The sequence below is a fragment of the Rhodanobacter sp. MP7CTX1 genome, assembly GCF_014205795.1.
In the GTDB taxonomy this organism is placed as follows: Bacteria; Pseudomonadota; Gammaproteobacteria; order Xanthomonadales; family Rhodanobacteraceae; genus Rhodanobacter.
Window position 1 is genome coordinate 290,096 of record NZ_JACHCN010000004.1, and the last position, 25,310, is coordinate 315,405.

At 61.5% G+C, this 25,310-nt stretch carries 24 protein-coding genes and 1 pseudogene; 10 read left to right on the top strand and 15 right to left on the bottom strand.

Features of this window, described 5'->3' with window-relative positions:
• Nucleotides 1-415: 415 nt before the first annotated feature.
• The 5 genes from HDE77_RS07880 to HDE77_RS07900 all read right to left on the bottom strand — a co-directional run bounded on the left by HDE77_RS07880 (nucleotide 416) and on the right by HDE77_RS07900 (nucleotide 5,394).
• Nucleotides 416-1,183, bottom strand: a complete 768-nt coding sequence (locus HDE77_RS07880; RefSeq protein WP_184416597.1) for a class I SAM-dependent methyltransferase — start codon at nucleotides 1,181-1,183, stop codon at nucleotides 416-418.
• Complete coding sequence (locus tag HDE77_RS07885; RefSeq protein ID WP_184416598.1) at nucleotides 1,180-1,959, bottom strand: glycosyltransferase; 780 nt, start codon at nucleotides 1,957-1,959, stop codon at nucleotides 1,180-1,182. Before HDE77_RS07885 ends, HDE77_RS07880 begins: the two co-directional genes overlap by 4 nt.
• Nucleotides 1,960-2,339: 380 nt before the next feature.
• Nucleotides 2,340-2,996: a class I SAM-dependent methyltransferase gene (locus HDE77_RS07890; RefSeq protein ID WP_184416599.1), complete on the bottom strand. Its 657-nt coding sequence runs from the start codon at nucleotides 2,994-2,996 to the stop codon at nucleotides 2,340-2,342.
• A gap of 68 nt (nucleotides 2,997-3,064) precedes the next feature.
• On the bottom strand, nucleotides 3,065-3,925 hold the full coding sequence (locus tag HDE77_RS07895; RefSeq protein WP_184416600.1) for a glycosyltransferase family 2 protein: 861 nt from the start codon (nucleotides 3,923-3,925) through the stop codon (nucleotides 3,065-3,067).
• A 293-nt stretch (nucleotides 3,926-4,218) separates the two neighbouring features.
• Nucleotides 4,219-5,394: a DegT/DnrJ/EryC1/StrS family aminotransferase gene (locus HDE77_RS07900; protein ID WP_184416601.1), complete on the bottom strand. Its 1,176-nt coding sequence runs from the start codon at nucleotides 5,392-5,394 to the stop codon at nucleotides 4,219-4,221.
• A gap of 278 nt (nucleotides 5,395-5,672) precedes the next feature.
• Between HDE77_RS07900 and pilB the strand changes: the two genes are divergently transcribed.
• The 4 genes from pilB (at nucleotide 5,673) to coaE (ending at nucleotide 10,371) form a co-directional block, all read left to right on the top strand.
• Complete coding sequence (gene pilB / locus HDE77_RS07905) at nucleotides 5,673-7,394, top strand: type IV-A pilus assembly ATPase PilB (RefSeq protein WP_184416602.1); 1,722 nt, start codon at nucleotides 5,673-5,675, stop codon at nucleotides 7,392-7,394.
• Between the two features lie 148 nt (nucleotides 7,395-7,542).
• Nucleotides 7,543-8,817 (top strand): type II secretion system F family protein, encoded by a 1,275-nt coding sequence (locus HDE77_RS07910; protein WP_184416603.1) that lies wholly within the window; start codon nucleotides 7,543-7,545, stop codon nucleotides 8,815-8,817.
• A gap of 79 nt (nucleotides 8,818-8,896) precedes the next feature.
• Nucleotides 8,897-9,754 (top strand): A24 family peptidase, encoded by an 858-nt coding sequence (locus HDE77_RS07915; RefSeq protein WP_184416604.1) that lies wholly within the window; start codon nucleotides 8,897-8,899, stop codon nucleotides 9,752-9,754.
• Nucleotides 9,751-10,371, top strand: a complete 621-nt coding sequence (gene coaE, locus HDE77_RS07920; protein WP_184416605.1) for a dephospho-CoA kinase — start codon at nucleotides 9,751-9,753, stop codon at nucleotides 10,369-10,371. Before HDE77_RS07915 ends, coaE begins: the two co-directional genes overlap by 4 nt.
• Nucleotides 10,372-10,816: 445 nt before the next feature.
• Here the strand turns inward: coaE and HDE77_RS07925 are convergent, their stop codons facing one another.
• From HDE77_RS07925 to HDE77_RS07960, 8 genes are all read right to left on the bottom strand, one after another.
• Nucleotides 10,817-11,782, bottom strand: coding sequence for a Nudix family hydrolase (locus tag HDE77_RS07925; protein WP_304625172.1), 966 nt, complete (start codon nucleotides 11,780-11,782; stop codon nucleotides 10,817-10,819).
• The gene (locus HDE77_RS07930; protein WP_184416606.1) at nucleotides 11,782-12,270 is read right to left on the bottom strand and encodes a dihydrofolate reductase; all 489 of its coding nucleotides are present in this window, start codon (nucleotides 12,268-12,270) and stop codon (nucleotides 11,782-11,784) included. The genes HDE77_RS07925 and HDE77_RS07930 overlap by 1 nt, the downstream gene beginning before the upstream one ends.
• A gap of 179 nt (nucleotides 12,271-12,449) precedes the next feature.
• Nucleotides 12,450-13,244, bottom strand: coding sequence for a thymidylate synthase (locus HDE77_RS07935; RefSeq protein WP_184416607.1), 795 nt, complete (start codon nucleotides 13,242-13,244; stop codon nucleotides 12,450-12,452).
• A gap of 2 nt (nucleotides 13,245-13,246) precedes the next feature.
• On the bottom strand, nucleotides 13,247-14,137 hold the full coding sequence (gene lgt, locus HDE77_RS07940) for a prolipoprotein diacylglyceryl transferase (protein WP_184416608.1): 891 nt from the start codon (nucleotides 14,135-14,137) through the stop codon (nucleotides 13,247-13,249).
• 416 nt (nucleotides 14,138-14,553) lie between these two features.
• On the bottom strand, nucleotides 14,554-15,057 hold the full coding sequence (locus HDE77_RS07945; RefSeq protein WP_184416609.1) for a TPM domain-containing protein: 504 nt from the start codon (nucleotides 15,055-15,057) through the stop codon (nucleotides 14,554-14,556).
• Nucleotides 15,057-15,947, bottom strand: a complete 891-nt coding sequence (locus HDE77_RS07950; protein ID WP_221444180.1) for a TPM domain-containing protein — start codon at nucleotides 15,945-15,947, stop codon at nucleotides 15,057-15,059. The genes HDE77_RS07945 and HDE77_RS07950 overlap by 1 nt, the downstream gene beginning before the upstream one ends.
• Before the next feature lie 2 nt (nucleotides 15,948-15,949).
• Complete coding sequence (locus tag HDE77_RS07955; protein ID WP_184416611.1) at nucleotides 15,950-16,570, bottom strand: LemA family protein; 621 nt, start codon at nucleotides 16,568-16,570, stop codon at nucleotides 15,950-15,952.
• 87 nt (nucleotides 16,571-16,657) lie between these two features.
• The gene (locus HDE77_RS07960; protein ID WP_184416612.1) at nucleotides 16,658-17,032 is read right to left on the bottom strand and encodes a diacylglycerol kinase; all 375 of its coding nucleotides are present in this window, start codon (nucleotides 17,030-17,032) and stop codon (nucleotides 16,658-16,660) included.
• On the opposite strand from HDE77_RS07960, the gene HDE77_RS07965 reads away from it, so the two are divergent.
• The 4 genes from HDE77_RS07965 to HDE77_RS07980 all read left to right on the top strand — a co-directional run bounded on the left by HDE77_RS07965 (nucleotide 16,946) and on the right by HDE77_RS07980 (nucleotide 21,039).
• Nucleotides 16,946-17,317 (top strand): hypothetical protein, encoded by a 372-nt coding sequence (locus HDE77_RS07965; protein ID WP_184416700.1) that lies wholly within the window; start codon nucleotides 16,946-16,948, stop codon nucleotides 17,315-17,317. The genes HDE77_RS07960 and HDE77_RS07965 overlap by 87 nt on opposite strands.
• A gap of 99 nt (nucleotides 17,318-17,416) precedes the next feature.
• Nucleotides 17,417-18,976 carry an oligopeptide:H+ symporter gene (locus HDE77_RS07970; protein ID WP_184416613.1) on the top strand — a complete coding sequence of 520 codons (1,560 nt, stop codon included), beginning with the start codon at nucleotides 17,417-17,419 and terminating at the stop codon, nucleotides 18,974-18,976.
• A gap of 104 nt (nucleotides 18,977-19,080) precedes the next feature.
• Entirely contained in the window at nucleotides 19,081-20,355 is a 1,275-nt protein-coding gene (locus tag HDE77_RS07975; RefSeq protein WP_184416614.1) for an ATP-binding protein, read from the top strand.
• Nucleotides 20,356-20,457: 102 nt separating this feature from the next.
• Complete coding sequence (locus HDE77_RS07980; protein WP_184416615.1) at nucleotides 20,458-21,039, top strand: response regulator transcription factor; 582 nt, start codon at nucleotides 20,458-20,460, stop codon at nucleotides 21,037-21,039.
• Between the two features lie 505 nt (nucleotides 21,040-21,544).
• Here the strand turns inward: HDE77_RS07980 and HDE77_RS07985 are convergent.
• Nucleotides 21,545-22,546 carry an isoaspartyl peptidase/L-asparaginase gene (locus HDE77_RS07985; protein WP_184416691.1) on the bottom strand — a complete coding sequence of 334 codons (1,002 nt, stop codon included), beginning with the start codon at nucleotides 22,544-22,546 and terminating at the stop codon, nucleotides 21,545-21,547.
• A 209-nt stretch (nucleotides 22,547-22,755) separates the two neighbouring features.
• Between HDE77_RS07985 and HDE77_RS20440 the strand changes: the two are divergent.
• Together HDE77_RS20440 and HDE77_RS20445 are read left to right on the top strand one after the other, a co-directional pair.
• Nucleotides 22,756-23,391, top strand: a pseudogene (locus HDE77_RS20440) (CoA transferase subunit A); the annotation flags it as partial.
• A 93-nt stretch (nucleotides 23,392-23,484) separates the two neighbouring features.
• The gene (locus HDE77_RS20445) at nucleotides 23,485-24,114 is read left to right on the top strand and encodes a 3-oxoacid CoA-transferase subunit B (protein ID WP_255482604.1); all 630 of its coding nucleotides are present in this window, start codon (nucleotides 23,485-23,487) and stop codon (nucleotides 24,112-24,114) included.
• 177 nt (nucleotides 24,115-24,291) lie between these two features.
• Here HDE77_RS20445 and HDE77_RS07995 read toward each other — a convergent pair whose 3' ends face one another.
• The gene (locus HDE77_RS07995; protein ID WP_184416617.1) at nucleotides 24,292-25,296 is read right to left on the bottom strand and encodes a HAMP domain-containing sensor histidine kinase; all 1,005 of its coding nucleotides are present in this window, start codon (nucleotides 25,294-25,296) and stop codon (nucleotides 24,292-24,294) included.
• Between the last annotated feature and the right edge of the window lie 14 nt (nucleotides 25,297-25,310).

The window sequence follows — 25,310 nt, forward strand, 5'->3', positions numbered from 1 at the left end:
AGCCGGTACCAATCCAGCAATACTCGCCAATTCGGACAGCGCCTACAGACTTCGGAAAATCCCGGGTTAGCGGCGAATCATGAAACGAACCCGGGTCATTGTGAGTGATGATCGATACACGTGGAGATAGTGTAGCCCCCCTCGCGAGGAGCACCTTGCCCTCAAGGTCAATAAGACATCCGGGGCCTATATAAACATCATCTCCCAGCGTGAGATTGGAGAATCCACGACTAAGATTGATGAATTGGCACTCGTTAACCCGAACATTACGCCCAATCTTTGCCCCCAGCAATGCGAGCAGTCGCGCACGCAGTCGCGGCAAAATACACCATCGAAGCAACTTCTCGATGATGAGAAATGTTGCATTGCGCACTCTAGCAATCATCGCATCGATCAACATTTTAAGAGGGGCAGTCTAATTGGGCAGCGCAACCTTTTTACGTAATATCCATATGTATCCCGGAAAAGCCCAATATGCGAAGCGCGATAGCAGCTTGGCAAATATCATCTTGCTCCTGGATTTAATCATGTAATCGGCATGATAACGCGCAGGGTTTGCCAATAGCCGCCGAGTGTAGTCTTCGATGGCCAAGCCAGCAGCCAATCGCCGCAGTCCTGAAAGGGTCATATGCCTCTCATGATAGTACTGTCCTCGGCCACACCATCTAAGATAATGGTTCGCCCAACTCAGCGGCATAACAGACAGGAACGGCAGGTGGTAATGCTGTTCCATGATGCATAGCCGGTTGGTCGCGGCGAAGTAGCACACGCCATCTGGCGCGAGTACACGGCTGATTTCGGCCATCATCCGCGCCGGATCGGGCACGTGCTCATAGACCTGTGAGCAGACCACCACATCGAAGCTTTGATCGGGAAAATCCAAGGCCATCGCATCGCCAAGACGGAACTGAAGATTGGCATGCGAGCAGTGTACCTGTGCGGACTTAATGGCACCTTGGTCGATATCAATGCCGACCACAGATCCGGCCTGCTCGGCCAGCACCTCATCGATCAGACCCGTAGAGCAACCGACGTTCAATACGCGCGATTGGGCAATCATGCCCTCACCCAGAGCGTCTTGCAACACTGCGAGCATGGTCAATGCCTTGCGTCTGCGCCCTTCAGCAGAGTGCATCGCTGCGTTGTCTTTGGAAAAATCGTATTGGTAGCCGCGCGCGCTCAAGCAACCTCCGAGGGAATCATTTCTCCGAAACCCAATTGAACACATAGTTGCCGGGTATTGATCAAGAGCTGACGGGCACACTCTTCCATTCCTGCCGAAAAGTGTGCGGGTGACTGACCCACTGCTGTCCGTAAGGCATTCGCAAAGGCCGCGGCGTCGACTCGGGAAGCCAATACACCGACACCCCACTGGGTGATGAGTGCAGGCAAGTCCCCGACCGGCATCGAGACGACCGGCAACTCCATCTTCATCGCATCGGAAAACACCACAGGAATACTTTCAATGCGGGAAGGGATCAAGAGGTAGTCCGCCTCAGATAATGCTGCAGTGGCTTGTTCGCGATCCAAGAATCCGCTCAAGCGCAACGGTCGGCCTTCCGCCAGAAGGGCGCCAACTTTCTCGCGCACCAAACCCTCCATCGGGCCACCACCAGCGATATGAACCTCGCTAATGCGTGACCAGCTACCACCATCCAGTAGCATCAACGCCTCAAGCAGCAAGTCGATGCCCTTGTTGATATGCCATCGCCCAAGGAACAACAAGCGATACGGGGGCAACGAAGTCAGCGGCCGCTCACGCCGCCCATTGAGGCGCCGTGAGCTGGGCAGAAACTCGAATGATCTTCCACTGATACGAGCGGCATCCCGACCCAACTGCATGCCATCTGCATAACGACATGCCGCACCGCGAATTACGCTGCGCAATACTGTGCGCACCCCGGGAATGCGCCCTAACGACCAGATATCGCTACCCAAAGCCCATACCGAATAGGGCACGCCACTGGCGCGTGCTGCGCTTCGCGCCCAGTACCCAGATGGAAGCGCCCATAAAGCCAGTATGTGTACCGTTGGACCGGCCTCAGCGGCGTCCCGGGTTGCCTTGGCACCCGCACGCAACACGCGGAGTGTATCGCGCACTTCTGCGGGTCGCCACGGCTTGAGGGTGGACAACGGGCGGGATGGTGATTCGTAGCGAAACACCTCGACATTGTCTGCCCACATCTCACGAATCGATAGCGCACCGGGAGCAACAACACGAACCGGAACATGGCGCGCTAGTGCCTCGGCCAGATCGCTGACGAACGATCCGGCTGCCTCGCTGCCATCACCCTTGATCGGAAATGAAGTCGTGACCAACACGAGCGCGGGTGGCGCATTCATGGTTTGCTCGCCGTCAGCCGGTAGCCAACGGTGATGGCGTCCCATGACGGCAGCAGGCGCCCACCCAGCCAGGCGACCAGGTTAATCACGGGAATCGCAGCAATCACAAGGGGCAGCAAAAGCAATCCCGGGCTGCGTCGTTGTATGGCTCGCAAAGACATGCCGCCCAACGCAAGACAACAGATCAGCCCCGCAGTCTCTGCAGAACCGAGTGCCGGTAGCATGACATCCACTCGCAGGCCCGCCGCTTCTACGTCGCGCGCCAGCCCGTGAATGGTCAGGCGTTGGTAATCGTGCGGCGCATCGTGGACCGGATAGAGAAACGGCATTGTCAGTAGCAACCGCCCTTGCGGGCGAAGCACACGGGCGATTTCCTGCAGCGCTTCACGTGGCCTGTGCAGATGCTCCATGACTTCAAGGATAACCACCGTATCGACCGAGTCATCCGTCAGCGGAACACTGCTCGCATCCGCAAATAAATCGGGTCGTGAGCCATACATATGCTTGCCGGTGGCAAGATAGTCCAGGCCGATGTATTCACTGCCTTGCGGAAGGTGCTGCTCAATCCAGCGATCCGCGCAACCGATGTCCAAGACACGACCGGCGGCGGATCCGGCGACCCAATCGGCAGTGCCTTTGTTGTCACCGAGCAACCACTGCGGATGCAGTGGAGTGCGCCGCAGATACCTTACGACTCGGGGCGCCGGTCCGGCACAGGTACTCAATTATGGTCACTCTTGCTATAAATCAGCGACGTGATCTGTTCGGAAATCAAGCCAATCAAGAACACGATGACTGAAGCACTGAGCAACAACGCGCTCATGTTTGTGAGGCGATGAACCGTTACGAACGTATACACGTAGTAGGCAAGTCCGAGCAGAAAAAACATCACACTGGTCGGCACGAAGAGCTTCAATGGCGAGTACAGCGTGGCGATCTTGAAAATGATCAGCAAGAAACGGATGCCATCGCGCAGCGGCTTGATATGGCTCTTGCCGACGCGCTGACCAGCCTTGATCGGCACGTAGGCGACCGGGTAGGCGCTGCGGAAGAATGCCATGGTGCTTGTGGTGGGATAGGAAAACCCATTCGGCAGCAGGTGCAGGAATTCGCGGAACTTGTTCGCACGTACGGCACGGAAGCCGGAGGTGAGATCAAGTACGGGGTGGCCAGTCATGCGGGTGGCCAGCCAGTTGTATAAGGTATTGGCCAGACCGCGACCCACACCAGCCTGGCTGCCCCAGTCGCGGGCGCCGACCACCATGTCGTAGCCCTCGTCCAGCTTTGCGAGCAGGCGTGCGATATCGCCTGGATCGTGCTGACCGTCGCCGTCCATGAACACGAGAATGTCGCCGGTTGCGGCGCGTGCACCGCGCTTGATCGCCGCACCGTTACCCATGGAATACGGTGAGGACAGGCATTCGACGCCGCTGTTGCTGCAGATGCTACGGGTGTCATCCGTAGAACCGTCGTCAACCACGATGATTTCAGCGTCGGGGTGCGCGGCACGCAGTCGCGGCAGCAGGGCGTTCAGCGCTGGCGCTTCGTTCTTGGCGGGCAGGATGATGCTTAGACGGTTCAACAGGAGGCTCCCCCGGATGGTTGGGAGATGATAGCGTGAAGCTTGAGTGATGGCTGGTGAAGTGCGTCGAGACACTCACATTCCAATGCGTTGAACGGGGGCTTTCAACAGCCACGGGCTGGTGAAACCAGAAGAGCCTTGTCAACAGCGAAGCTGGTCATCCATATTGACTTTCGCGACCGCGGCATGGATGAACAGCTTCGCTGTGGAAAAGCGCCTCCGGCCTTCGCTGGGTTGACGGTGGCCTCGTGGGCAGTTTCGAGTTCGAACCGTCCACCAACTGCCGCAGGGCTTCAGCTCCCGGAGAGAACCTTCCGTACGGCTTGGACAACGCGGTCGACGTCGGCGTCGCTCATCGCCGGGGACAACGGCAGGCTGACAGTCTGTCGGCCCAGCTGCATGGCGTTTGGCCACTGCTCGGGCTGCCAGCCGAACTGCTGCTGATAGTAGGGATGCTCGGGTACCGAAAGATAATGCACGCCGGTGCCGATGCGGGCGGCGTTCATGGCATCCAGGAACCCGTCGCGGCTGATACCGCAGCGGGCGGGGTCAATCATCACCGTGTAGAGGTGATAGCCGTGTCGGGTGTCGGCCTCCGGCGCGGCGGGCAGCGTGATCGGCAGACCGGCAAGCTCGGCGTCGTAGCGCTGCCATAGTTCGCGTCGGCACTGCCAGTTTTCCCCGACCCGCGCCAACTGATGCAGGCCAATCGCTGCCTGCAGATCCATCATGTTGTATTTGAAACCGCACTCGACCACTTGATAATGCTTGTAACCCTGGTCGCCAAAACGGTGCCAGGCATCCTTGCTCATCCCGTGCAGCGCCAGCATTCGTGCCCGCGCGACGTGTGCCTCGCTGCGGCCCAGGATCATGCCGCCCTCGCCGGTCACCACGTTCTTGGTGACATAGAAGCTGTAGCAGCCGAAGTCGCCGAAAGTGCCGGCGTTCTGGCCGTGAAACTCCGTTTCAACGGCGTGTGCGCAGTCCTCGATCACGATGAGGTTGTGCTTGCGTGCAATGGCCATGATTCGGTCCATCGCGCAGGGTCGGCCGGCGAAATGTACGGGCAGGATCGCCCGCGTGCGCGGGGTGATCGCCGCCTCGATCGCATCGGGGTCGATGTTCTGGGTAAGCGGATCGACATCCGCCAGCACCGGCTTCAAGCCCGCATGGATGATGGCATTGACGGTGGCGCAAAACGTCAGCGGCGTGGTGATCACCTCGCTGCCCGGCTCGATGCCGGCGGCCACCATGCTCACGTGCAGCGCCGCCGTGCAGGAATTGACCGCGGCCACCTGTGCCGGCTGCACGCCGCGCCAAGCGGCAAAGTCGCGCTCGAACTGGGCCACCCTCGGGCCAGTGCCAAGCCAGCCGGAGCGCAGACAGGCTTCGACCTCGGCGATTTCCTGCTCGCCGATTTTCGGCGCGCCAAAGACTAGAAAGGGTGGCTGGACGGATTCGTCAGGCATGTGTTTCGTTCATGGGCGGAGTGTGCTGGCAATCATAGCGTACCGTTTTGCGGGAGCGGATGGCGCGAATGCTGCATGTTTGTAGGCGCGCACGCTGTGCGTGAAAGGAGCCATTGCGCAGGGCGCATCGCGCACAGGCTGCGCTCCTACAGACGGGTAGACGGGCAGAACGCTTGTGCGTCGCATCACGTGCCTTGGTTCAGGTTGCAGGCAGAGGGTGACCTGACGACTGAACTGCGGTAGATTCAACCACATACAGGGGCAGGATCGAGTCACGCATGTCATCTCAATTGCAACCATCGCTCTCGGGTCTGTCCGGCATGGCGCGCCGCCTGGTGTCCGAAGGCGTGCTGCCCGAAGCAGATGTCCGCAAGGCCATGCTGGACTGTGCTCAGCACAAAGTGACCTTGGCTGCCTGGATGCTGGACCAAAACCTGGTCGACAGCACCCAGTTGACACAGATTGCCTCGGCCGAATTCGGCATGCCGATGATGGATGTGACCGCGATCAATATCGCGAGCATGCCGCTCAGCCTGATCAGCGAGGCACTGATCAACAAGCATCAGGCGCTGCCGCTGTTTCGGCGCGGCAAGCGGCTGTTTGTTGGCATCGCCGACCCGATGCAATCGCATGCGCTGGATGAGATCAAGTTCCACTCCAATTGCATGGTGGAACCGATCCTGGTTGAGCGCGGCGCCCTGCTGCGAGTGATCGAAAGCCTGCTCAACAGCATGCGGGACACCATGCCCGATATGGGCGGCGGCGACCTGGACAACCTGGAACTTGAAGGCGGTGACGACGAAGCCGAATCGACCGGCATCGACGCCAACACCATGGACGATGCGCCCGTGGTGAAGTTCGTCAACAAGATCCTGGTCGACGCGATCCGTCGCGGTGCGTCTGATATCCACTTTGAGCCGTTCGAAACCCAGTATCGGGTACGTCTGCGCATGGACGGGATGCTCAAGGCGATAGCCAGCCCGCCGATGAAGATGGCCGGCCGCATCTCCTCGCGCCTGAAGGTGATGGCGCAACTGGATATCGCCGAAAAGCGCGTGCCGCAGGATGGCCGCATCAAGCTCAACCTGTCCAAGACCCGCGCGATCGACTTCCGCGTGAGCTCGCTGCCGACGCTGTTTGGCGAAAAGATCGTGCTGCGTATCCTGGATGGCTCCTCGGCCAAGATCGGCATCGAGAAGCTCGGCTATGAACCAGAACAGCAGAAGCTTTTCATCGATGCCATCCACAAGCCTTACGGCATGGTGCTGGTCACCGGCCCCACCGGCTCGGGCAAGACGGTGTCGTTGTATACCGGTTTGAACATGCTCAACACGAACGAGCGCAATATCTCGACGGTGGAAGACCCGGTGGAAATCCGTGTCGAAGGCATCAACCAGGTACAACAGAACGTGAAGCGCGGCATGACGTTTGCCAGCGCGCTGCGCTCATTCCTGCGCCAGGATCCGGACGTAATCATGGTCGGCGAAATCCGCGACCTGGAAACCGCCGAGATCGCGATCAAGGCCGCGCAGACCGGTCATATGGTGTTGTCCACCCTGCATACCAATGACGCTGCGCAGACCATCGCGCGCCTGATGAACATGGGCATCGCGCCTTACAACATCACCTCGTCGGTGACTCTGATCATTGCCCAGCGCCTGGCGCGGCGCCTGCACGAGTGCAAGAAGCCACAGGACTTGCCGCCACAGCTGCTATTAGCGGCTGGTTTCAGCCAGGCCGATATCGACGCCGGAATGACTGTCTATGAGCCGGTCGGCTGTGATGGATGCAATGAAGGCTACAAGGGCCGTGTTGGCATCTATCAGGTGATGCCAATGCTGGAGGACATCCAGAAAATCATCCTGCAAGGCGGGAATGCGCTGCAGATCGGCGAGGTGGCCCGCGCCGCCGGGGTCAACGATCTGCGTCAGTCAGCGCTGCTAAAAGTGAAAAACGGCCTGACCAGCCTGACCGAGATCGATCGCGTGACCAAGGAGTAAGTGCGGATCCGAGACGCCCGTAACATTGAACCTGCGTCCGGCGCCACGGTTTGACTCCAGGGGATCGCATAAGCTGAAGTAAGCTGTATAAATACTTGTCAGCCGCCAACTGGGCGGGCCTGGACTGAATCACTGGGGGAAGATGCGCATGGCCACGGCTACCGCAACCGCAAACGCAAACAAGGCGCGTGCTCTCGGCGCGCAACGCGCTGAAGTCAGCAAGCTGACAACCTACGACTGGGTCGCGCTGGACAAACGCGGCAAACGCATGAAAGGCGACATGCAGGCGAAGAATGCTTCGCTAGTCAAGGCCGAGCTGCGCCGCCAGGGCATGAACCCGCAAACTGTGCGGGAACGCTCCAAGCCTTTGTTCGGTGCCACCGGCAGCACGGTAAAACCGGGTGATGTCGCGATCTTCAGCCGCCAGATCGCCACCATGATGGCCTCCGGCGTGCCGATGGTGCAGGCTTTCGACATCATTGCCGATGGTCAGAAGAACATCCGCTTCAAGAACATTCTGCTGGACGTAAAACAGAGCGTAGAAGGTGGCGCGGCCCTCCACGAAGCGTTGGCGCGCTATCCGGTGCAGTTCGACGAGCTCTACTGCAACCTGGTGCACGCCGGTGAAGCCTCCGGCGTACTGGACACCGTGCTGGATACCGTAGCGACCTACAAGGAGCGTACGGAGTCCATCAAGAAAAAAATCAAGAAGGCCCTGTTCTACCCAATGATGGTGCTTGTGGTGGTCTTCCTTGTCTGTCTGATCATGTTGTTGTTCGTGGTGCCGGTGTTTGCAAAGACCTTCGCGGATGCGGGTGCCGACCTGCCGGCCCCAACCCAGATCCTGGTCACTGCCTCGAAGTTCATGCAGAGCTACTGGTGGGCTGTGATCGGCATAGTCGTTGGCGGCGTAGTCGCGTTGGTCATTGCCAAGAAGCGATCACTAAAGTTCGCCCACTTCCTCGACCGTATGGCACTGAAAATGCCCGTGATGGGCAATATCGTGCGGAACTCGGCCATTGCGCGTTTCGCGCGTACGTTGGGCGTGACCTTCCGCGCCGGTGTGCCATTGGTGGAAGCGCTGGACGCGGTGGCTGGCGCTACCGGCAGCGTCGTCTATGGCGATGCTGTCCGCCAGATGCGTGAAGACATCGCAGTGGGTCACCAGCTGCAACTGGCGATGAAGCAGACCGGTGTATTCCCCAACATGGTGGTGCAGATGACCGCGATCGGTGAGGAATCCGGCGCGCTGGACAACATGCTGTTCAAGGTTGCCGAGTTCTACGAGGAAGAAGTCAGCAACGCTGTCGATACGCTCTCCACCCTGCTCGAACCCATCATTATGGTGGTTCTTGGCACGTTGGTCGGCGGCATGGTGATTGCGCTGTACCTGCCGATCTTCAAGCTCGCCGGCACGTTCTAGAACCCCTCAATACCAAGACGCCGCAGCTATTGCCGTGATCCGGCGATAATGCGGCGTTTTCTTTGCGCAGGAATCCGTCATGCCCGACATGCCGCTGGTTGTGTGGATCGCTTTTGCCGGTGTGCTTGGTCTGCTGGTGGGCAGCTTTCTCAACGTGGTGATCCTGCGGCTGCCAGAACGCATGGCAGCAGGATGGCGGCAGGAAGCACGTGATGTACTGGAGCTTGAGGCTGACTCCACACCGCTTCCGCCGGGCATCGTGTGCGAGCCTTCGCATTGTCCGCATTGCAAGCACCCGCTGTCAGCCCGGGACAACATTCCGCTGCTCGGCTGGCTGCTGTTGGGCGGGCGCTGCCGCTACTGCAAAACCAGAATCTCGATCCAGTATCCGTTAGTAGAGCTGCTCAGTGGCGTGCTGAGCGCTGTGATCGTGTGGAAGTTCGGCCCTTCGTGGGCAGCACTGGCTGGGCTGGTGTTCACATGGACGTTGATCGCCCTGTCCGGCATCGATGTGCGCACCCAACTGCTGCCCGATCAGCTGACGTTTCCGCTGCTGTGGCTGGGTTTGCTGCTGGCGCTTTTGCCCATGTTCGTCAGCGCACCGTCGGCGATCATCGGTGCGGCTATCGGCTATCTGAGCCTGTGGAGCGTGTATTGGCTGTTCAAGCTCATTACCGGCAAGGAAGGCATGGGCTACGGCGATTTCAAGCTGCTCGCCGCACTGGGTGCATGGATGGGTCCGGTTTCGCTGTTGCCGATGATTTTGCTGTCGTCGCTGATCGGCGCTCTGGTCGGCGGCAGCCTGATCGCTCTGCGCAGGCATGATCACCAGTTGCCGATGCCGTTCGGGCCTTTCATCGCTGCAGCCGGCTGGGTTTGGTTTGTCGCCGGTGATGGCCTGCTGCAGGGCCATATGCACATGACCGGCTTGCGATGAACGAGCCGGTGCACGCGTTTGTCATCGCGTTGACTGGCGGCGTTGCTGCTGGCAAGAGTGCGGTGGCGCGGCGCTTTGAGGCGCTGGGTGTGCATGTCTATGACGCTGATGTGGCCGCGCGCGAGGTGGTCGAGCCGGGTACGGATGGGCTAGCCGCTGTGGTCGACGCCTTTGGTAGAGCCGTGCTGGACGTCTCGGGTCGGCTGGATCGCCCGGCGATGCGCCATCGTGTGTTTGCCGATCCCGCGGCGCGACGGACGCTGGAGGCGATCATTCATCCACGCGTTCGTCAGTGGCTGCACGATCGCGTTCTGGCGGATACCGCGCCGTATTGCCTGCTAGCGATTCCCTTGTTGGCCGAAAACATCGGGCACTACCGTTGGGTCGATCGCGTGCTGCTGGTCGACGCGCCAGAGTCGGTGCAATTGGTGCGGCTGATGGTCCGCGACGGGATCAACGAGACGTTGGCTCGGCGCATGCTGGCGCATCAGGCTAGCCGCGCCGAGCGGCAGGCCTTGGCTGATGACGTGATTGAGAACAGTGGTGATGAGGCCGCCTTGGACGATGTCGTGGCAAAGCTGCATCGGAGTTACCTGGCCTTAGCCTCAAAACCGTAGGAGCGCACCTTCTTCGCGAACGTCGTGGTTGGGTATCACCGCTCTTCAGGCATATGCGCTCAGGCCTGTGGATGATTGGGCTAGGCCCGCTCCTGATTTTCTGGATTGGCGTTGTCGTTTCGGCCAGGTATGGCGTAGGTTGGGGTGAGCGTAGCGATGCCCAACGTCCCTGCGGAATGCTTGAGGTACCTGTTGGTGTTCGCACCGTTTACGCCAACCTACTCGCCGCGGAACGCTTGAGGTAATTGTTGGGGTTCGCTCCGCTCACCCCAACCTACGGGCTACTCGCTGTGCTCTCTTCGAGGCGCGACTTCAGTCGCGAATTGTCTGAGAGGTCTCATGGAAGTGCGATCGCGACTGAAGTCGCTCCCACAGGTTTCCCGCATGCTCTCGCGCACCGGGTGCGCTCCTACAACGATAGAACTTTCGCAAACGAGGGGCGTTTCTACGGCCAGAATCCGCGGATTCCGGCTACGCCCTGCCCGCTGTTCTGCCGGGCTTGCGCGACATGTGAGGGATCCATGCCGCCCAGCGCATAAACCGGCAGCGCGGCGGCTTCGGCCAATGACTGGAACAGGGGCCAACCCATCGGCGATGTCTGCGGGTGACTGGCAGTGGCGGCGACCGGCGACAGCGTGGCGAAGTCCACGCCGATGCGCACCGCATGGGCCAGCTGCGCCGCATCGTGGCAACTCGCGCCGACCACCTGCTGCAGCGGCAGCGGTCGTTCGGACAACGCCAGCAGTTGTGCGCTCTTGAGATGCACACCGATACGCAGCTCGCGCGCACCGTCGATATCGCCGTTGAGCAGCAATTGCGCGCCGTGTCGACGAGCCAACGGCAGCAGATCGGCGACCAGGTCGCGCACGAATTCCTGCGGCCATAGCGGCAGGCGCAGCTGGAACAGTTGCTCGCCACCTTCGATGGCCTGAGCAATTCGCTCGAACCAGAGCGCGCACTTTTCCGGCGGTACATTCGCCGGCGTGATCAGGTAACTCGACGGTAGCCGCAAGGCCTGCAGGATCGGTCGATCAGCCGGGGTCAGCAGGGCCGGATCGACACGCGCTGGCTGTTGCCACTGCAACGCCTGCCCTTCCAGCGATTGCGGCGTGTCTCGCCATTCCAGGATCTGCCAGGTATCGAGTAGCAACGTGCGCTCGCCGTACTGCCATGGCACACGAATCAGTGGTTCGGCACGTTGCAGTTCGACGCCCAGTTCCTCGCGGCATTCGCGCGCGAGTGCCGCGAGTGGCGATTCACCAGGCTCGAGCTTGCCTCCGGGAAACTCCCACAATCCGGCCAGATGCTTGCCCGCCGGCCGCTGAGCCAGCAGTACGCGCCCGATGGGGTCGCGCATGACGCCAGCCATCACGTGCATGACGTCCGATATCCGCGCGACGACTTCAGGCATCAGCTGTTGCGCAGGTACTCGACCATGTCGAAGTCATACGCGTGCTCGGCATCAGCCTTGTGATGCACGCGGGAAACTTCGGTCCAGTCGCTGAAATGCGTGCCGGGGAAGAACGTATCGGCACCGTCGACCGCGGCGCTGACCCAGGTCAGATACATGCGCCTGGCGCGCGGCAGTGCTTCGGAAAACACCTGCCCGCCACCGATCACCATCAGCCCCGTGTTGTCGGTGCGCGCCTGCGCCTCTTCGATCGAGCGCACGGTGATCTGGCCGGGAAAGGGGGCTTCGTGGCGGCGCGACAACACCAGATTGGTCCGATCCGGCAGCGCGCGACCGATGGATACGGCCGTGTTGTAGCCCATCAACACATTCTTGCCGGTGGTCAGCTGCTTGAACCAGCGCAGATCGTCCGGCAGATGCCAGGGCAATTGACCCTTGCGGCCGATGGCAAAGTTTTCATCGAGCGCCGCGATCATCGAAATAGCCATGAAAATTCCTTGAAAAACATGATCCGTTGAGTGACCCGCGTCTGCCATATGGCGCCGCCGATTGCGTCGAATCTTAGCAGGATGCGGTCGTGCCGAGATGAAATGGACAGCAGGAGGCCACCGTCACGAACGGCCTCTGACGACCCGACCCACCCATCCAGAAACAACCCGGCTAAAGCTCAAACGGCTACCGCAGCCTTGATCGCCGGATGCGGGTCGTAACCCTCGATCACGATGTCCTCATAGCGAAAATCGAAGATCGAGTGCACGTCGCCATTGAGGCGCAGGCGCGGCAGCGGCCGCGGTTCGCGGGTCAGTTGCAACCGGGCCTGCTCCACATGGTTGTCGTACAGATGCGCATCACCCAGCGTATGCACGAAGTCGCCCACGCCCAGCCCGCACACCTGCGCCACCATGTGGGTGAGCAGCGCGTAGCTGGCGATATTGAACGGCACGCCCAGGAAGATATCGCCCGAACGCTGGTAGAGCTGGCAACTCAGCTTGCCGTTGGCCACATAGAACTGGAACAGGTTATGGCATGGCATCAAGGCCATCTTCGGCAGCTCGCCCACGTTCCACGCGCTGACGATCAGTCGACGTGAATCGGGGTTGCGGCGGATTTCGTCGATCACCCAGGCGATCTGGTCGACCACGCTGCCGTCGGCCGTGGGCCACGCACGCCACTGCTGTCCGTAGACCGGGCCGAGGTCGCCGTTCGCATCGGCCCATTCGTCCCAGATGCGCACGCCGTGTTCTTTCAGGTAGGCGATGTTGGTGTCGCCGCGCAGGAACCAGATCAGCTCGTGCACGATCGATTTCAGATGCAATTTCTTGCTGGTGACTAGCGGGAAACCTTCGGCCAGATCGAAGCGCATCTGCCAGCCGAACACGCTACGCGTGCCGGTGCCGGTGCGGTCGCTCTTTTCAGTGCCGTGCTCCAGCACGTGGCGCAGCAGGTCGAGGTAGGCGCGCATGCTCAGGCCTTGGCCGGGATGGGAGCGAGCGGCAACGTCGGTGCGTTGCGCGACAGGGCGAGCAGCCACAGGCCGACCACGATCAACGGCAGCGACTGCAGCTGTCCCATCGTCACCCAGCCGAATGCCAGGTAGCCTAATTGGGGATCCGGCAGCCGCACAAATTCCACCGCGACGCGGAAGCAGCCGTACAGCAACGCAAACAGGCCGGACACCAGGTAACGCGGCCGCGGCTTCATCGACACCAGCCAGATCACCACAAACAAGACCGCGCCTTCGAGCGCCATCTCATACAGCTCCGAGGGATGACGGGTCAGGCCGCCGAACTGCTGCAACTGCGGCAACAACGCAGGGTGGCTGTCGACGTAGGCCAGATCATCGGCGCGCGCATTCGGAAAAATCATGCCCCATGCCAACGCGGTGGGCTTGCCCCACAGCTCACCGTTGATGAAATTGCCCAGTCGTCCGAGACCCAGGCCGATCGGCACCAACGGCGCCACGAAGTCCATCGTGTCGCAGAAATGTAGCCGATGCCGCCGCGACCACCACCAGCTGGCCGCCAGCACGCCGAGCAGACCGCCGTGGAAACTCATGCCGCCGTCCCACACCCGGAACAGCGCCAGCGGCTCGCTCCAGATCCAGCGGATGCCGCCCGCGTAGTAGAACAGCATGTACCACAGGCGACCGCCGATGATCACGCCCAGCATGCCGTAGAAAAACAGGTCGCTCAGCGCGTCCCGACTCACCGGCAAGCGGCCGCGGCGGCGACGGTATTCGCCCAGCACGGCAACGCAGAGAAACCCGAGCAGATACATCAAGCCATACCAGTGCACCTGGATGGGGCCGAGGCCGAAGGCGACTGGGTTGAAATGGACAATGAATGGCTGCGTCATGGAGTCTGGGCGGGCGGTAAAGGCCAAGTGTAACTGTGCGGCGTCGGTTGCTGCACTGCCTCGCGGCCCTGCGGCCCCACGCGATGAGCCGTGCTCGAGATGTGTCCCCTCCCCTCCTGGCGGGGGAGGGTTAGGGTGGGTCGCTTTTGGGCGTTGATGCAAGCTCGACCGACCCCTCTGAGTGCCCCCACGCGCTGGGAAAGGAGCGAAGTCGTCAACCCCGGGGGAATCTCGGAAGGCCGCCTTTGCTCGTCATCCCTGCGAAGGCAGGGACCCAGCGGCTTTCAGTTCTTGACGAGCAAGGGCACTGGGTTCCTGCCTTCGCAGGAATGACGGGCTGGGGGAGTGGGCTATTCGAAGTAGCCACGGCTAGCCATGCGGGCTCGTCGTGCGGACAGCCGGACAGCCGGAAAGCGTCAGAGCAGGATCGGCCGATCCGGCAGTTCGTCCGGATTGTCCGTGCCGTCGCTGGGGAAATGCTGCCTCAGCAGCGCATGCGCGGCGGCAATGCCTTCGATACTGCCTTCACGCCATTGCCCGCGGGCGTAGCAGTCTCGCATGCGCACGCAGATCGCCTCCCATTCGGCCGCCGTTACCCGTGCGGCGACGCCGCGGTCGGCGACGATCTCGATGCGGTGCTCGGCCATCAGCACGTAGAACAACACGCCGCTGTTGTGCTCGGTATCCCACACTCGCAGCTGGGCAAATACCTGCCGCGCGCGGGTCGGCGCGTCGAGGCCCTCAAGCACCGCCCACGGCGTCAGCCGTGACTCAATCGCGAAACGGACTTCACCCCGGTGCGAGCCTTCGCCAGCGGCGATCGCCGTGGTGATTTCGTCGAGCAGCGCGGGCGGAAAACGGCCATGCAATTGAAACCAGTGATTGAACAGATTGTTCAGCATTCGCTGCATGCGTGTCATCACCAGCTCCCCGAAGCACCGCCGCCACCGAAGCCGCCGCCACCGCCGCTGAATCCGCCGCCGCCACCACCACCGAAACCGCCGCCACCGCCGAAGCCACCACCGCCAAATCCACCGAAGCCACCCCAGCCACCACCGCCGATGGAGCGCCCCCCACCGCCGGGTAGCAACATCAGTGCGCCGCCGATCAGTGCGCCAAAAATGCCGGCACCCATTGAGACCAGCAGCCACAGCAGACCACCGGTAAGCACAGCACCCAGCGGCGCACGAACCCATGCACCCGCGCGGCCTAGCAGGTTGCGCAAAAACAGCGCCACGAACACGCCGATAAACAAGCCGTTTTGAAACCCGAGACCGTGACGCTCCTCGCCGGGAGCGCCCTTCACCGGCGCCGGCAACGCCTCGCCATTGATCAGCAGTGTCAGCGCACCGACCGCGTCGCTGATACCACCGAAGTAGTCGTTGCTGCGGAATTTCGGTGCGATGTATTCGCGAATGATGCGCGCGCAGGCCGCATCGGGAATGGCGCCTTCCAGGCCGTAGCCCACTTCGATGCGTACTTGGTGATCGTCCTTGACGATCAGTAGAAACACGCCATCGTCGATACCCTTGCGACCGATCTTGTTCGCCTCGGCGACTGCCAGCGAATAGTCATCGATGTCCTGCTGCGCCGTGGTGCCCACCATCAGCACCACCAGCTGTGCACCCTTGGTTTTTTCCAGCGAGACCAGTTGCGCGTCCAGTTGATCGACCTGCGCCGCGGTCAGCGTGCCGGTGAGATCCGTCACATGCCGCGCCAGCTTCGGCACGGCATCGGCCGCATGCAGCAGGGCCGGCGACAGCAACGCCATCGCCAGCACGAGCAACAGGCGCGGAAAGCGCCGAAACATCATCAATGCGCCGAGGCGGCGGGCGCCGGTGCGCTGTTGCCGAAGTCCACCGTCGGTGCGGTGGAAATCGCTTTCTCGTTTTCCACGCTGAAGTTTGGCTTCACCTGATAGCCGAACATTTTCGCGGTGAGATTGTTCGGGAACGTGCGGATCATCGAGTTGTAGTCCTGTACCGAGGACACGTAACGGTTGCGCGCCACCGTAATGCGGTTCTCGGTACCTTCCAGCTGGGCCTGCAGGTTCTGGAACAAGCCGTCGGCCTTGAGGTTGGGGTAGTTCTCGCTGACCACCATCAGCCGCGACAGCGCATTGCCCAATTCACCCTGTGCGGCCTGGAATTTCGCCAGCGCGGCCGGATCGTTCGCCAGCTCCGGCGTCACCTGGACGCTGCCGACCTTCGCACGGGCATTGGTCACTTCGGTGAACACTTTTTCCTCGTGTTGGGCGTAACCCTTCACCGTGTTGACCAGGTTGGGCACCAGGTCGGAACGACGCTGATACTGGTTGAGCACTTCAGACCAGGCTGCCTTGACTGCTTCGTCCTGTCGCTGGATGGCGTTGTAGCCACAGCCGGCAACGCTGAAGGCCAGCAACAACAGCACGAGATTGCGAAGAAATTTCATGGGGTCGCTCCGATCCGGTGGAAGACCATTCCATCATCCCATATCTGCTCGCCGCATCGCGACGGGCCTGGACAGCGAAGACCCGGCTCAGCCGAGCAGACGCGGACCGAGGATCAGGCCCCAGCTAAGCACCACCAGCACCAGCAGCAGGAAGACCGCCGCCGAACCCATGTCCTTGGCGCGGCCAGCCAGTTCGTGGAATTCCGGGCTGACCTTGTCGACCACCGCCTCGATCGCCGAATTGAGCAGCTCGGCCGACAGCACGAGGATCGACGGGAAAACCAGCGCGAGTTTTTCCAGCGCACCATGCCCCAGCCACAGGCCGAGCGGAATCAGCACGATCGCCAGGCTGGCTTCAAGCCGGAACGACGCCTCATGCCGCCAGCCAGCCCTGAAGCCTTTCATCGACCACTGGAACGCCATCCAGAGTTGCTTCGGACCGCGAAAACCTTCGGCTGCCATTTCGACGCGACCGCTCAGGCAGCAGCCGGCAGCGACTGCCCGGCATCAAGATGGAAGGTACGCCCGGCGACGAAAATCCAGGCCGTCGTCAAGGGGCTCGACTGCAAAAGCTCGGTGATCGGCATCCTGGGGCAAGCTCCGGAAAGCGGGCGGGCACAAGCGGGCAATGATGCCACAAGCGTCGATGCCGCAAGCGGCCGGGGCCTCTTTATCACATGCGGAGCAGTGCTGATGGGCGCAAATCGTAACTTTTTGTCATGCCGCAGTGCAGCTACACCGGAATGACGAATAGGTTACGCTTCAGCGGTTGTAGCCCGTTCAGGGTTGCAGTGAACGGGTAGCGCCGAGGCGCCGCCATGATTTGAATCACGCACGGAAAAGAGTATGGCAATTCAGAATCCGCCGGTCTCCCAGAATCGCTCCTTCAGCACAGTCTTCCTGATCGAGATGTGGGAGCGCTTCGGCTTTTACGGCATGCAGGTATTGATGGTCACCTACATGATGAAGAAGCTTGGCTTCATCGATACCAAGGCCAACCTGGTCTGGGGCGCAGCAGCGGCATTGATCTATGCCACACCGGCGATCGGCGGCTGGGTTGGCGACAAGTTGATCGGCACGCGTCGCACCATGCTGATCGGTGCGGTGGTTTTGACTCTCGGCTATGCGATGTTGTGGATCCCGACCAACAACGCTTACTTTCTGTATGTCGCTCTGGGCGTGATCGTCGTGGGTAACGGCTTCTTCAAGCCGAACGCCGGCAACCTTGTGCGCAAGATCTATGAGGGTGACGACACCCGCATCGACAGCGCATTCACCATCTACTACATGGCCGTGAATCTCGGCTCAATGTTTTCGATGACGCTGACGCCGCTGATCCGCGACTACGTAGGTGCACGCTACGGCGACGAGCTGGGTTGGCACACCGCATTCGGTGTCTGCGCGGTCGGCCTGCTGCTGGGTCTCGGCAACTACATACTGATGTACCGGACGCTTGCACACGTCGGATCACCGGCAGATGAAAAGCCTTTGAATCTTGGCAAAGCAGCCGGGATTTTCGTCGCAGCAGTTGGCATGGTGTTTATCGCCGCTGCCATCCTGCAAAGTCTGTTGATCGCCAAAGTCTGCGTGTACGCGGCCGGCGTCGTTATCCTCGGCATCTTTTTCCACTTGATCCGAAGCAGCCAGAAGAACGAACGTGCCGGTCTGATCGCCGCGCTGGTCTTGACCGTGCAGACGATCTTTTTCTTCATCTTCTACGCTCAGATGGCGACCTCGCTGAACCTGTTCGCGCAGCACAACGTCGATCTTTCGTTCAACATCTTCGGCTTCCATTTGTTCAACTGGATTCCCGAGCAGTACCAGAATCTGAATGCGATCTGGATCGTGCTGCTCAGTCCGGTGTTGGTACTCATCTACAACACACTTGGTCGGATCGGCAAGGATCCATCGGTAGCCATCAAGTTCGCTTTTGGCTTTGCTGCCGTCGCGCTGGGCTTCTTCATTTACGGCGTCGGTGCGCTGGGTGCGGTCAACGGCCAGGTTTCGTCGTGGATCATGGTGTGGGGCTACGGCCTTTATTCCCTAGGCGAGCTGCTGGTCAGCGGCCTCGGGCTGGCGATGATCGCCCGCTACGTGCCCTCGCGCATGGGCGGCTTCATGATGGGCGCCTACTTCGTAGCCGTCGGCATCTCGCAGTACCTGGGCAGTGTGGTGGCGAACGGCGCGCACATTCCGGACAACATCACCAACCCGGTCGAATCGCTGGTGATCTATACCCATCTTTTCAACATCCTCGGCTTCGTCGGCCTGGCCTGCACGGGTGTCGCGCTGGGGATACTGCCGCTGATGAAAAAGCTGTCGACCGGCCATGCCGACGCGGCCGCCAGCCATGTCCCGCTGCCGGCTGTTCGCAGTGAGGAATTCGACACGCCACCGCTGCACTGAGAGCCCTCCATGGACTGAGAACCCTCCGTGCGTTGCCATTTAGCCGCCGTGCAACGCACGGCGGTTTCCTGCAGGTTCCGAGCGAGCAAGCCGGGATGATCGCCATGCCGCACCGACCCGCACAACGCATTGGTCCCTTCGCACTGGCGCGCACACTGGCCTGGCTCAGGCTGTGCGCGATCGCCGGGCAAAGCGTGGCGGTGCTGGTGTGTGCCTGGTGGATGCAGCTGGAGATCCCGCTGTTGCCGCTGCTGGTCGGCATCGGCCTGCTCGCGGTGTTTTCAGTGTTTGCCGCGTGGCGGCTCACCCAGCCCTGGCCGGTGCGTGAGTGGGAAACCGTCGGCCATATCGCCGTCGACACGCTGGTATTGGGGTATTTGTTGTATTTCACCGGCGGCGCCAGCAATCCGTTCATCACCCTGCTGCTGGTACCGATCGCACTCAGTGCGGCGGCGCTGTCAGTGCGTGCCATTCTGGCGGTATCCGCGCTGGCCGGTTTCGCCTACCTGGTGCTGCTGTACTGGCATGTGCCGTTGCCGATGCCGATGCACGACGAATCGCATGGCGGCTTTTCGCTGCATGTGGCGGGCATGGGCGTGAACTTCGTCATCAGCGCGCTGCTGCTGGGCTTTTTCATCAATCGGCTGGCCTACGCATTGCGCGGACAGCAGCTTGAAGTGCAGCGCGTGCGCGAGCGTGCGCTGCGCGATGAGGGCATCCTGGCCATCGCCACCCAGGCTGCCGGGGCCGCGCACGAGCTCAATACGCCGCTGTCCACGATGCGCACGCTGTTGCCCGAACTGCGTCGCGAACATGCCGGCGATGCGTTGCTGGCAGAGGATCTGAAACTGCTTGAGGGTCAGGTGGATCGTTGCCGAACGATCCTTCGTGAAATGGTCGCGTTCGGCAAGGCGCAGCTCTCGCAGGAACCGGAACGGCTCAGCGTGACGCAGTTCATCCACGGCTGCCTGGAGCGCTTCCAGTTGCTGCGCCCGGAAGCCGAAGTCACCCTGAGCATGGATGAGGGCACCTCGCACACCGTGCTGCGCACGCCGCCTGGCCTGCGTCATGCGCTGATCAACCTGCTCAACAACGCCGCCGACGCCTCGGCCAGTCGCGACTCCAACGCAGTGGCCTTGCTGGTGCTGCGCGAGGGTGGCTGGCTGCAGTTGAGCGTGCGCGATCATGGCCCCGGCTTTGCCTCCACGGGCGAGCTTGCGCTGCTCGGCCAGTCGCAAAAGCAAAGCGGCCTTGGCATTGGCCTGGCCTTGGCCGAGGCCACTGCCGAGCGCCTGAACGGCGAGCTGATCGCCGGTAATACCGAGCACGGTGCCGAAGTGTGCCTGCGGCTGCCGCTGGCAGTCATCGCCGACCACTAGCGTCCGTCCGGAGGCTCCGCGGCCTGCGACACGACGCCACACGTGCAAGCGATGTCGCATCCGGCAAGAATGGGCACTGATCCACTGCGAGGAAACGCTGCGATGACCGAGCTACCGCAAACCGTCACGGCGCGTCCGCTGCTCCTGGTCGACGATGACGCCACCTTCGTGCGCGTGCTGGCGCGCGCACTCAGCTCACGTGGTTTTGAGGTGATCACCGCGACCAACTTCGACGAGGCGCGTGCGCTGACGCGCCGGCATCAGCCGCGTTACTGCGTGCTCGATCTCAAGCTTGGTGAAGAAAACGGCCTGCGCCTGATTCCCGAGCTGCACGCGCTGGTACCCGACCTGCGCGTGTTGCTGCTGACCGGCTACGCCTCGATCGCCACCGCCGTGGAAGCGATCAAGCGTGGCGCCCACGACTACCTGTCCAAGCCGGTCGATGCCGACGCCGTCGTGCGGGCGCTGCTGGATGGCGACAACGCGGACATCGACGACACCGATCCACCCGACGCCCCCGAAGCGCCACTGGCACTGCGCCGGCTGGAGTGGGAGCACATCCAGCGTGTGCTGACAGAGTGCGATGGCAACATTTCCGAAACCGCCCGCCGGCTTGGGATGCACCGCCGCACTTTGCAGCGCAAGCTGAGCAAGCACCCAGTGCGCGAGCGGCCCGAACAGTAGGTTTTTGCTGCAGGCGAATGCAGCGTCTTCGCCTGTCAAGAGCTTAAGGTCGCCGGGTTACTCGCTCCGCACGCCCCTGCGGGGCCGCTCCTGGAGCGTTCTGCGCGCTTTGCGCTTGTCCTGCCTTCGCAGGGACGACGAGCTTGGTCACGAGTCGTTTGAGCCTGCCCGCCTTTGCCCCTCCCCCTGCTTGCAGGGGAGGTTGGGAGGGGGTGGCTTTTGATCTTCGCCGCGAAGAGCGACCCCACCCCAACCCTCCCCTGCAAGCAGTAGAGGGAGCAAATCTGCATTGCCGAGCCTCGAGGTCAAACCTTTTCGAAGCTGCCCGCCGTTGTCCCTCCCCCTGCATGCAGGGGGAGGTTGGGAGAGGGTGGCTTTTGATTCTCGCCGTAAGGAGCGACCCCACCCCAGCCCTCCCCTGCAAGCAGGGGAGGGAGGCAAGCCTTTAGGTCAGGGCTCGAGATCAAGCCTTGCGGCATCGAGGCGTGGTCCCACCCGTCGAAAATCAGGGTTGCTCGCCACTGTCCGCTGGAGCTGGTGCCGGTGGTTCGGCGATGCCGTCGTCTTCATCGCCGTAGATCGCCACATGCGGCACGCCGTCGGCGCTGATCCAGCCGCGGTACATGCCATCGGTATTGAACGGGATCGCAATATGGCCTTCCGCGTCCAGCGCGATGGCGCCGCCGTTGCCGCCCATCGAGGGGATCTCCTGGTTGATCACTTCGGCGGCGGCAAGTTTGAGTGGCTCACGCATCTGGGTCACCTTCATGCAGATTTCGTGTGCGGCCACCGTACGAATATAGAACTCGCCCCAGCCGGTGCCGGACACCGCACAACCGGCGTTCGCATAGGTGCCGGCGCCGATGATCGGCGAATCGCCGATGCGTCCCCAGCGCTTGTCAGTCATGCCTCCGGTGGAGGTGCCGGCGGCGAGATGGCCTTCTGAATCCAGCGCCACCGCGCCGACCGTACCGAAATGTTTGGCCGTCTCCACGTTCGCATGCGGCTGCTTTGCGGCGTCTTCCTTCAAGGCTTTTTGCAGTTGTTGCCAACGCTCCTCGGTACGAAAATACGAAGGATCGATCAGTGGCATGCCGACGCTTTGCGCAAACGCCTCCGCCCCCTCCCCGGCCAGCATCACGTGCGATGACTTTTCCATCACGGCGCGCGCCAGCAGGATCGGGTTTTTGATCCGCTGCACATCCGCCACTGAACCAGCGCGCAGCGTGTTGCCATCCATGATCGCCGCGTCCATCTCGTTCTTGCCGTCGTGGGTGAATACGGATCCCTTGCCAGCATTGAAATTCGGATCGTCCTCGAGCACGGCGATCGCTGCCGTCACGGCGTCGAGCGCCGGCTTGCCTGCCTTGAGCTGGGCATAGCCGTCCCGCAACGCCAGGGTCAACGCAGCGCGCACCGCCTTCTCACGGGCCGGCGTCATGTCGCGCTTGATCACGCCGGCGCCCCCATGGATCACCAGGACGGGCGAGACAGCGGCATGGCTCATGGTGGCAATTCCGAAGGTGGCAAGAGCAACGAACAGGCGGTGCAATTTCACTTCTCTATCCCCAAAAGCAACACGGCGAGTATAGCGAGCCACATTGCCATGCTTGATGACAACAGCCCCTGCCCGCCTGCGCGAACTTGCTACAGGAACGACCGGGCCCAATCCATCGTATCCTTGACAGCTGACTCTCCCTGCAGGAAGGCATAGCAATGAACAAGGTGTATGCAAGCGCGGCGAAAGCCCTCGACGGGCTGCTGGTCGACAGCATGACGATTGCCGCCGGCGGCTTCGGCCTGTGCGGCATCCCCGAAAACCTGATCGGCGCGCTGCTGGAAGCCGGCACCAAGGGGCTGACCATCGTCGGCAACAATGCCGGCGTGGACGACTTCGGCATGGGCCCGCTGCTCAAGACGCGCCAGGTCAAATGCGTATACGCCTCCTACGTGGGCGAGAACAAGGAATTCGAGCGACAGGTGCTGGCCGGTGAACTGGAGTTGCACCTGGTGCCGCAAGGTACGCTTGCCGAGAAGCTGCGCGCGGGCGGCGCCGGCATCCCCGGCTTCTACACGCGCACCGGGTTCGGCACCAAGCTGGCCGAGGGCAAGGAAACCAAGGATTTCGATGGCAAGGAATACGTGCTGGAGGAAGCGATCCACGCCGATCTGTCGATCGTGAAGGCATGGAAGGGCGATGCCCACGGCAACCTGGTGTTCCGCGAGACCGCGCGCAACTTCAATCCGATGATCGCCACCTGCGGCAAGATCTGCGTGGCTGAAGTGGAGCAGCTTGTGGAAGTGGGCGAGCTGGCACCGGATGCGATCCACGTGCCGGGCATCTATGTCGACCGCATCATCCAGGGTGCGAAGTACGAGAAGCGGATCGAGTTTCGTACTGTCGCCGGCGTGGTCGGCGGCAAGGAAAGTCCGATCCGTGTGGCGATGGCGAAGCGCGCTGCGCAGGAACTGCAGGATGGCTTTTACGTGAACCTTGGCATCGGCATTCCGACCATGGTCGCCAACTACATTCCGGACGGCATCAACGTCACCCTGCAATCGGAAAACGGCTTGCTCGGCATCGGTCCGTTTCCGACCGAGGAGCAGATCGATCCGGATCTCATCAACGCCGGCAAGCAGACCATCACCACCCTGCCCGGCTCAAGCTTCTTCTCCAGCGCGGAGTCGTTCGCGATGATCCGCGGCGGCCATATCGACTTGTCGATCCTTGGCGGGCTGGAAGTCTCCGCGCATGGCGATCTGGCGAACTGGATGGTGCCGGGCAAGATGGTGAAGGGACCGGGCGGCGCGATGGACCTGGTCAGCGGCGTCAAGCGTGTGGTGGTGCTGATGGAGCACAACGCAAAGGATGGCACGCCGAAAATCAGGACCGCATGCGAGCTGCCGCTGACCGGCAAGCAAGTGGTCGACCTGATCATCACCGACCTGTGCGTGTTCAAGGTCAACAAGGGTGAGGGGCTGCTGCTGATCGAGCTCAACGATGGTGTCACGCTCGATGAAGTGAAGGCGAAAACTGGCTGCGAGTTTGCCGTGGATCCGTCGTTGAAGCACTGAAAGCCAATCTCCCGCAACCTGTAACGCGAAAGGTTCGCGCGAAAGACCTGTGGGAGCGACTTCAGTCGCGAAAGCCTGCGTGACCTCAGGTCGGGTTATCGCGACTGAAGTCGCTCCCACAAGGGCATCGCGCACAGGGTGCGCCCCTACAGGGTTTCAACGACGATGGTGGTTAACTCAGACTTCGACCGGCAACGGATGCGGAAAGCGGATATGGGCGATGTTTTCATGCCCGGGACGCGTCTGTAGTTCCAGCGGCCACTTGAACCTGTCGCTGATGCGCTGGGCGATCGCCAGTTCAAAGCCGTGCCGGTCAGCGCCATGCTCACGCGTCGCGCGGGAGCCATCAGCGACCATCAATGGATCGGAATGATTGCTCACGCTCACTTCGCCGGGCAGCACGCTGATCACCACGCGTCCCTGTTCGGTTTGCTGACAGGCATTGCGGATCAGTTGCCAGCACAACACCGAAAACACCCGTGATGATCCTTGCAGCGCGAAGCGCGCCGATTCCTCCAGCTCCAGTTCGATCGGCCGTCCGACCAGGAGCTCACGAGCCGATTCCAACTCGTGTCGCAACACATCATTCACGACAAATCGTTCGCTATCGAGGCCCGTATCGGACTCGCGTGCGAGTATCAACAAGGCTTCGACCAGTGCTTCCATTTCACGCGTGGCCCGCTTGATCCGGCGCACCGAGCGGCAACCGAAATCGCTGAGGCCGTCTTCGTCGGACAGCATGTCGGCCGACATCTTGATCACCGTGAGGGGGCTGCGCAGCTCATGGCTGGCGTCACGGGTAAAGTTGCGCTCGCGCTGGTTATAACCGGCAATACGCGTGGCAAACCCATGCAGCCCGCTCGCCAGCGCGGCGACATCGGCGTCAGTATCCAGCGACAACCGGCTCAATTGCGACGCGTCCGGATCGGACTGCTGGCCATCCCATCGATTGATGATACGTGCCAGCGCACGGACCGGCAGCCACCCACGACGCGTGGCTGACCAGGCGAGAGTGGTGGTGATCACGATCACCGCGATCACCGCTGCCACCGGTGCGACGTCATAAATGCCCATCACACAGATGATCGCCACAGCCAGAAACTGCAGGCCAAACACCCATGCGATTCGACGCCGGAAGGCGCCCACATGAAATGTGGCTACTGGCTTTCTCCTGCTGTCCATTACCTTCGCCGTGT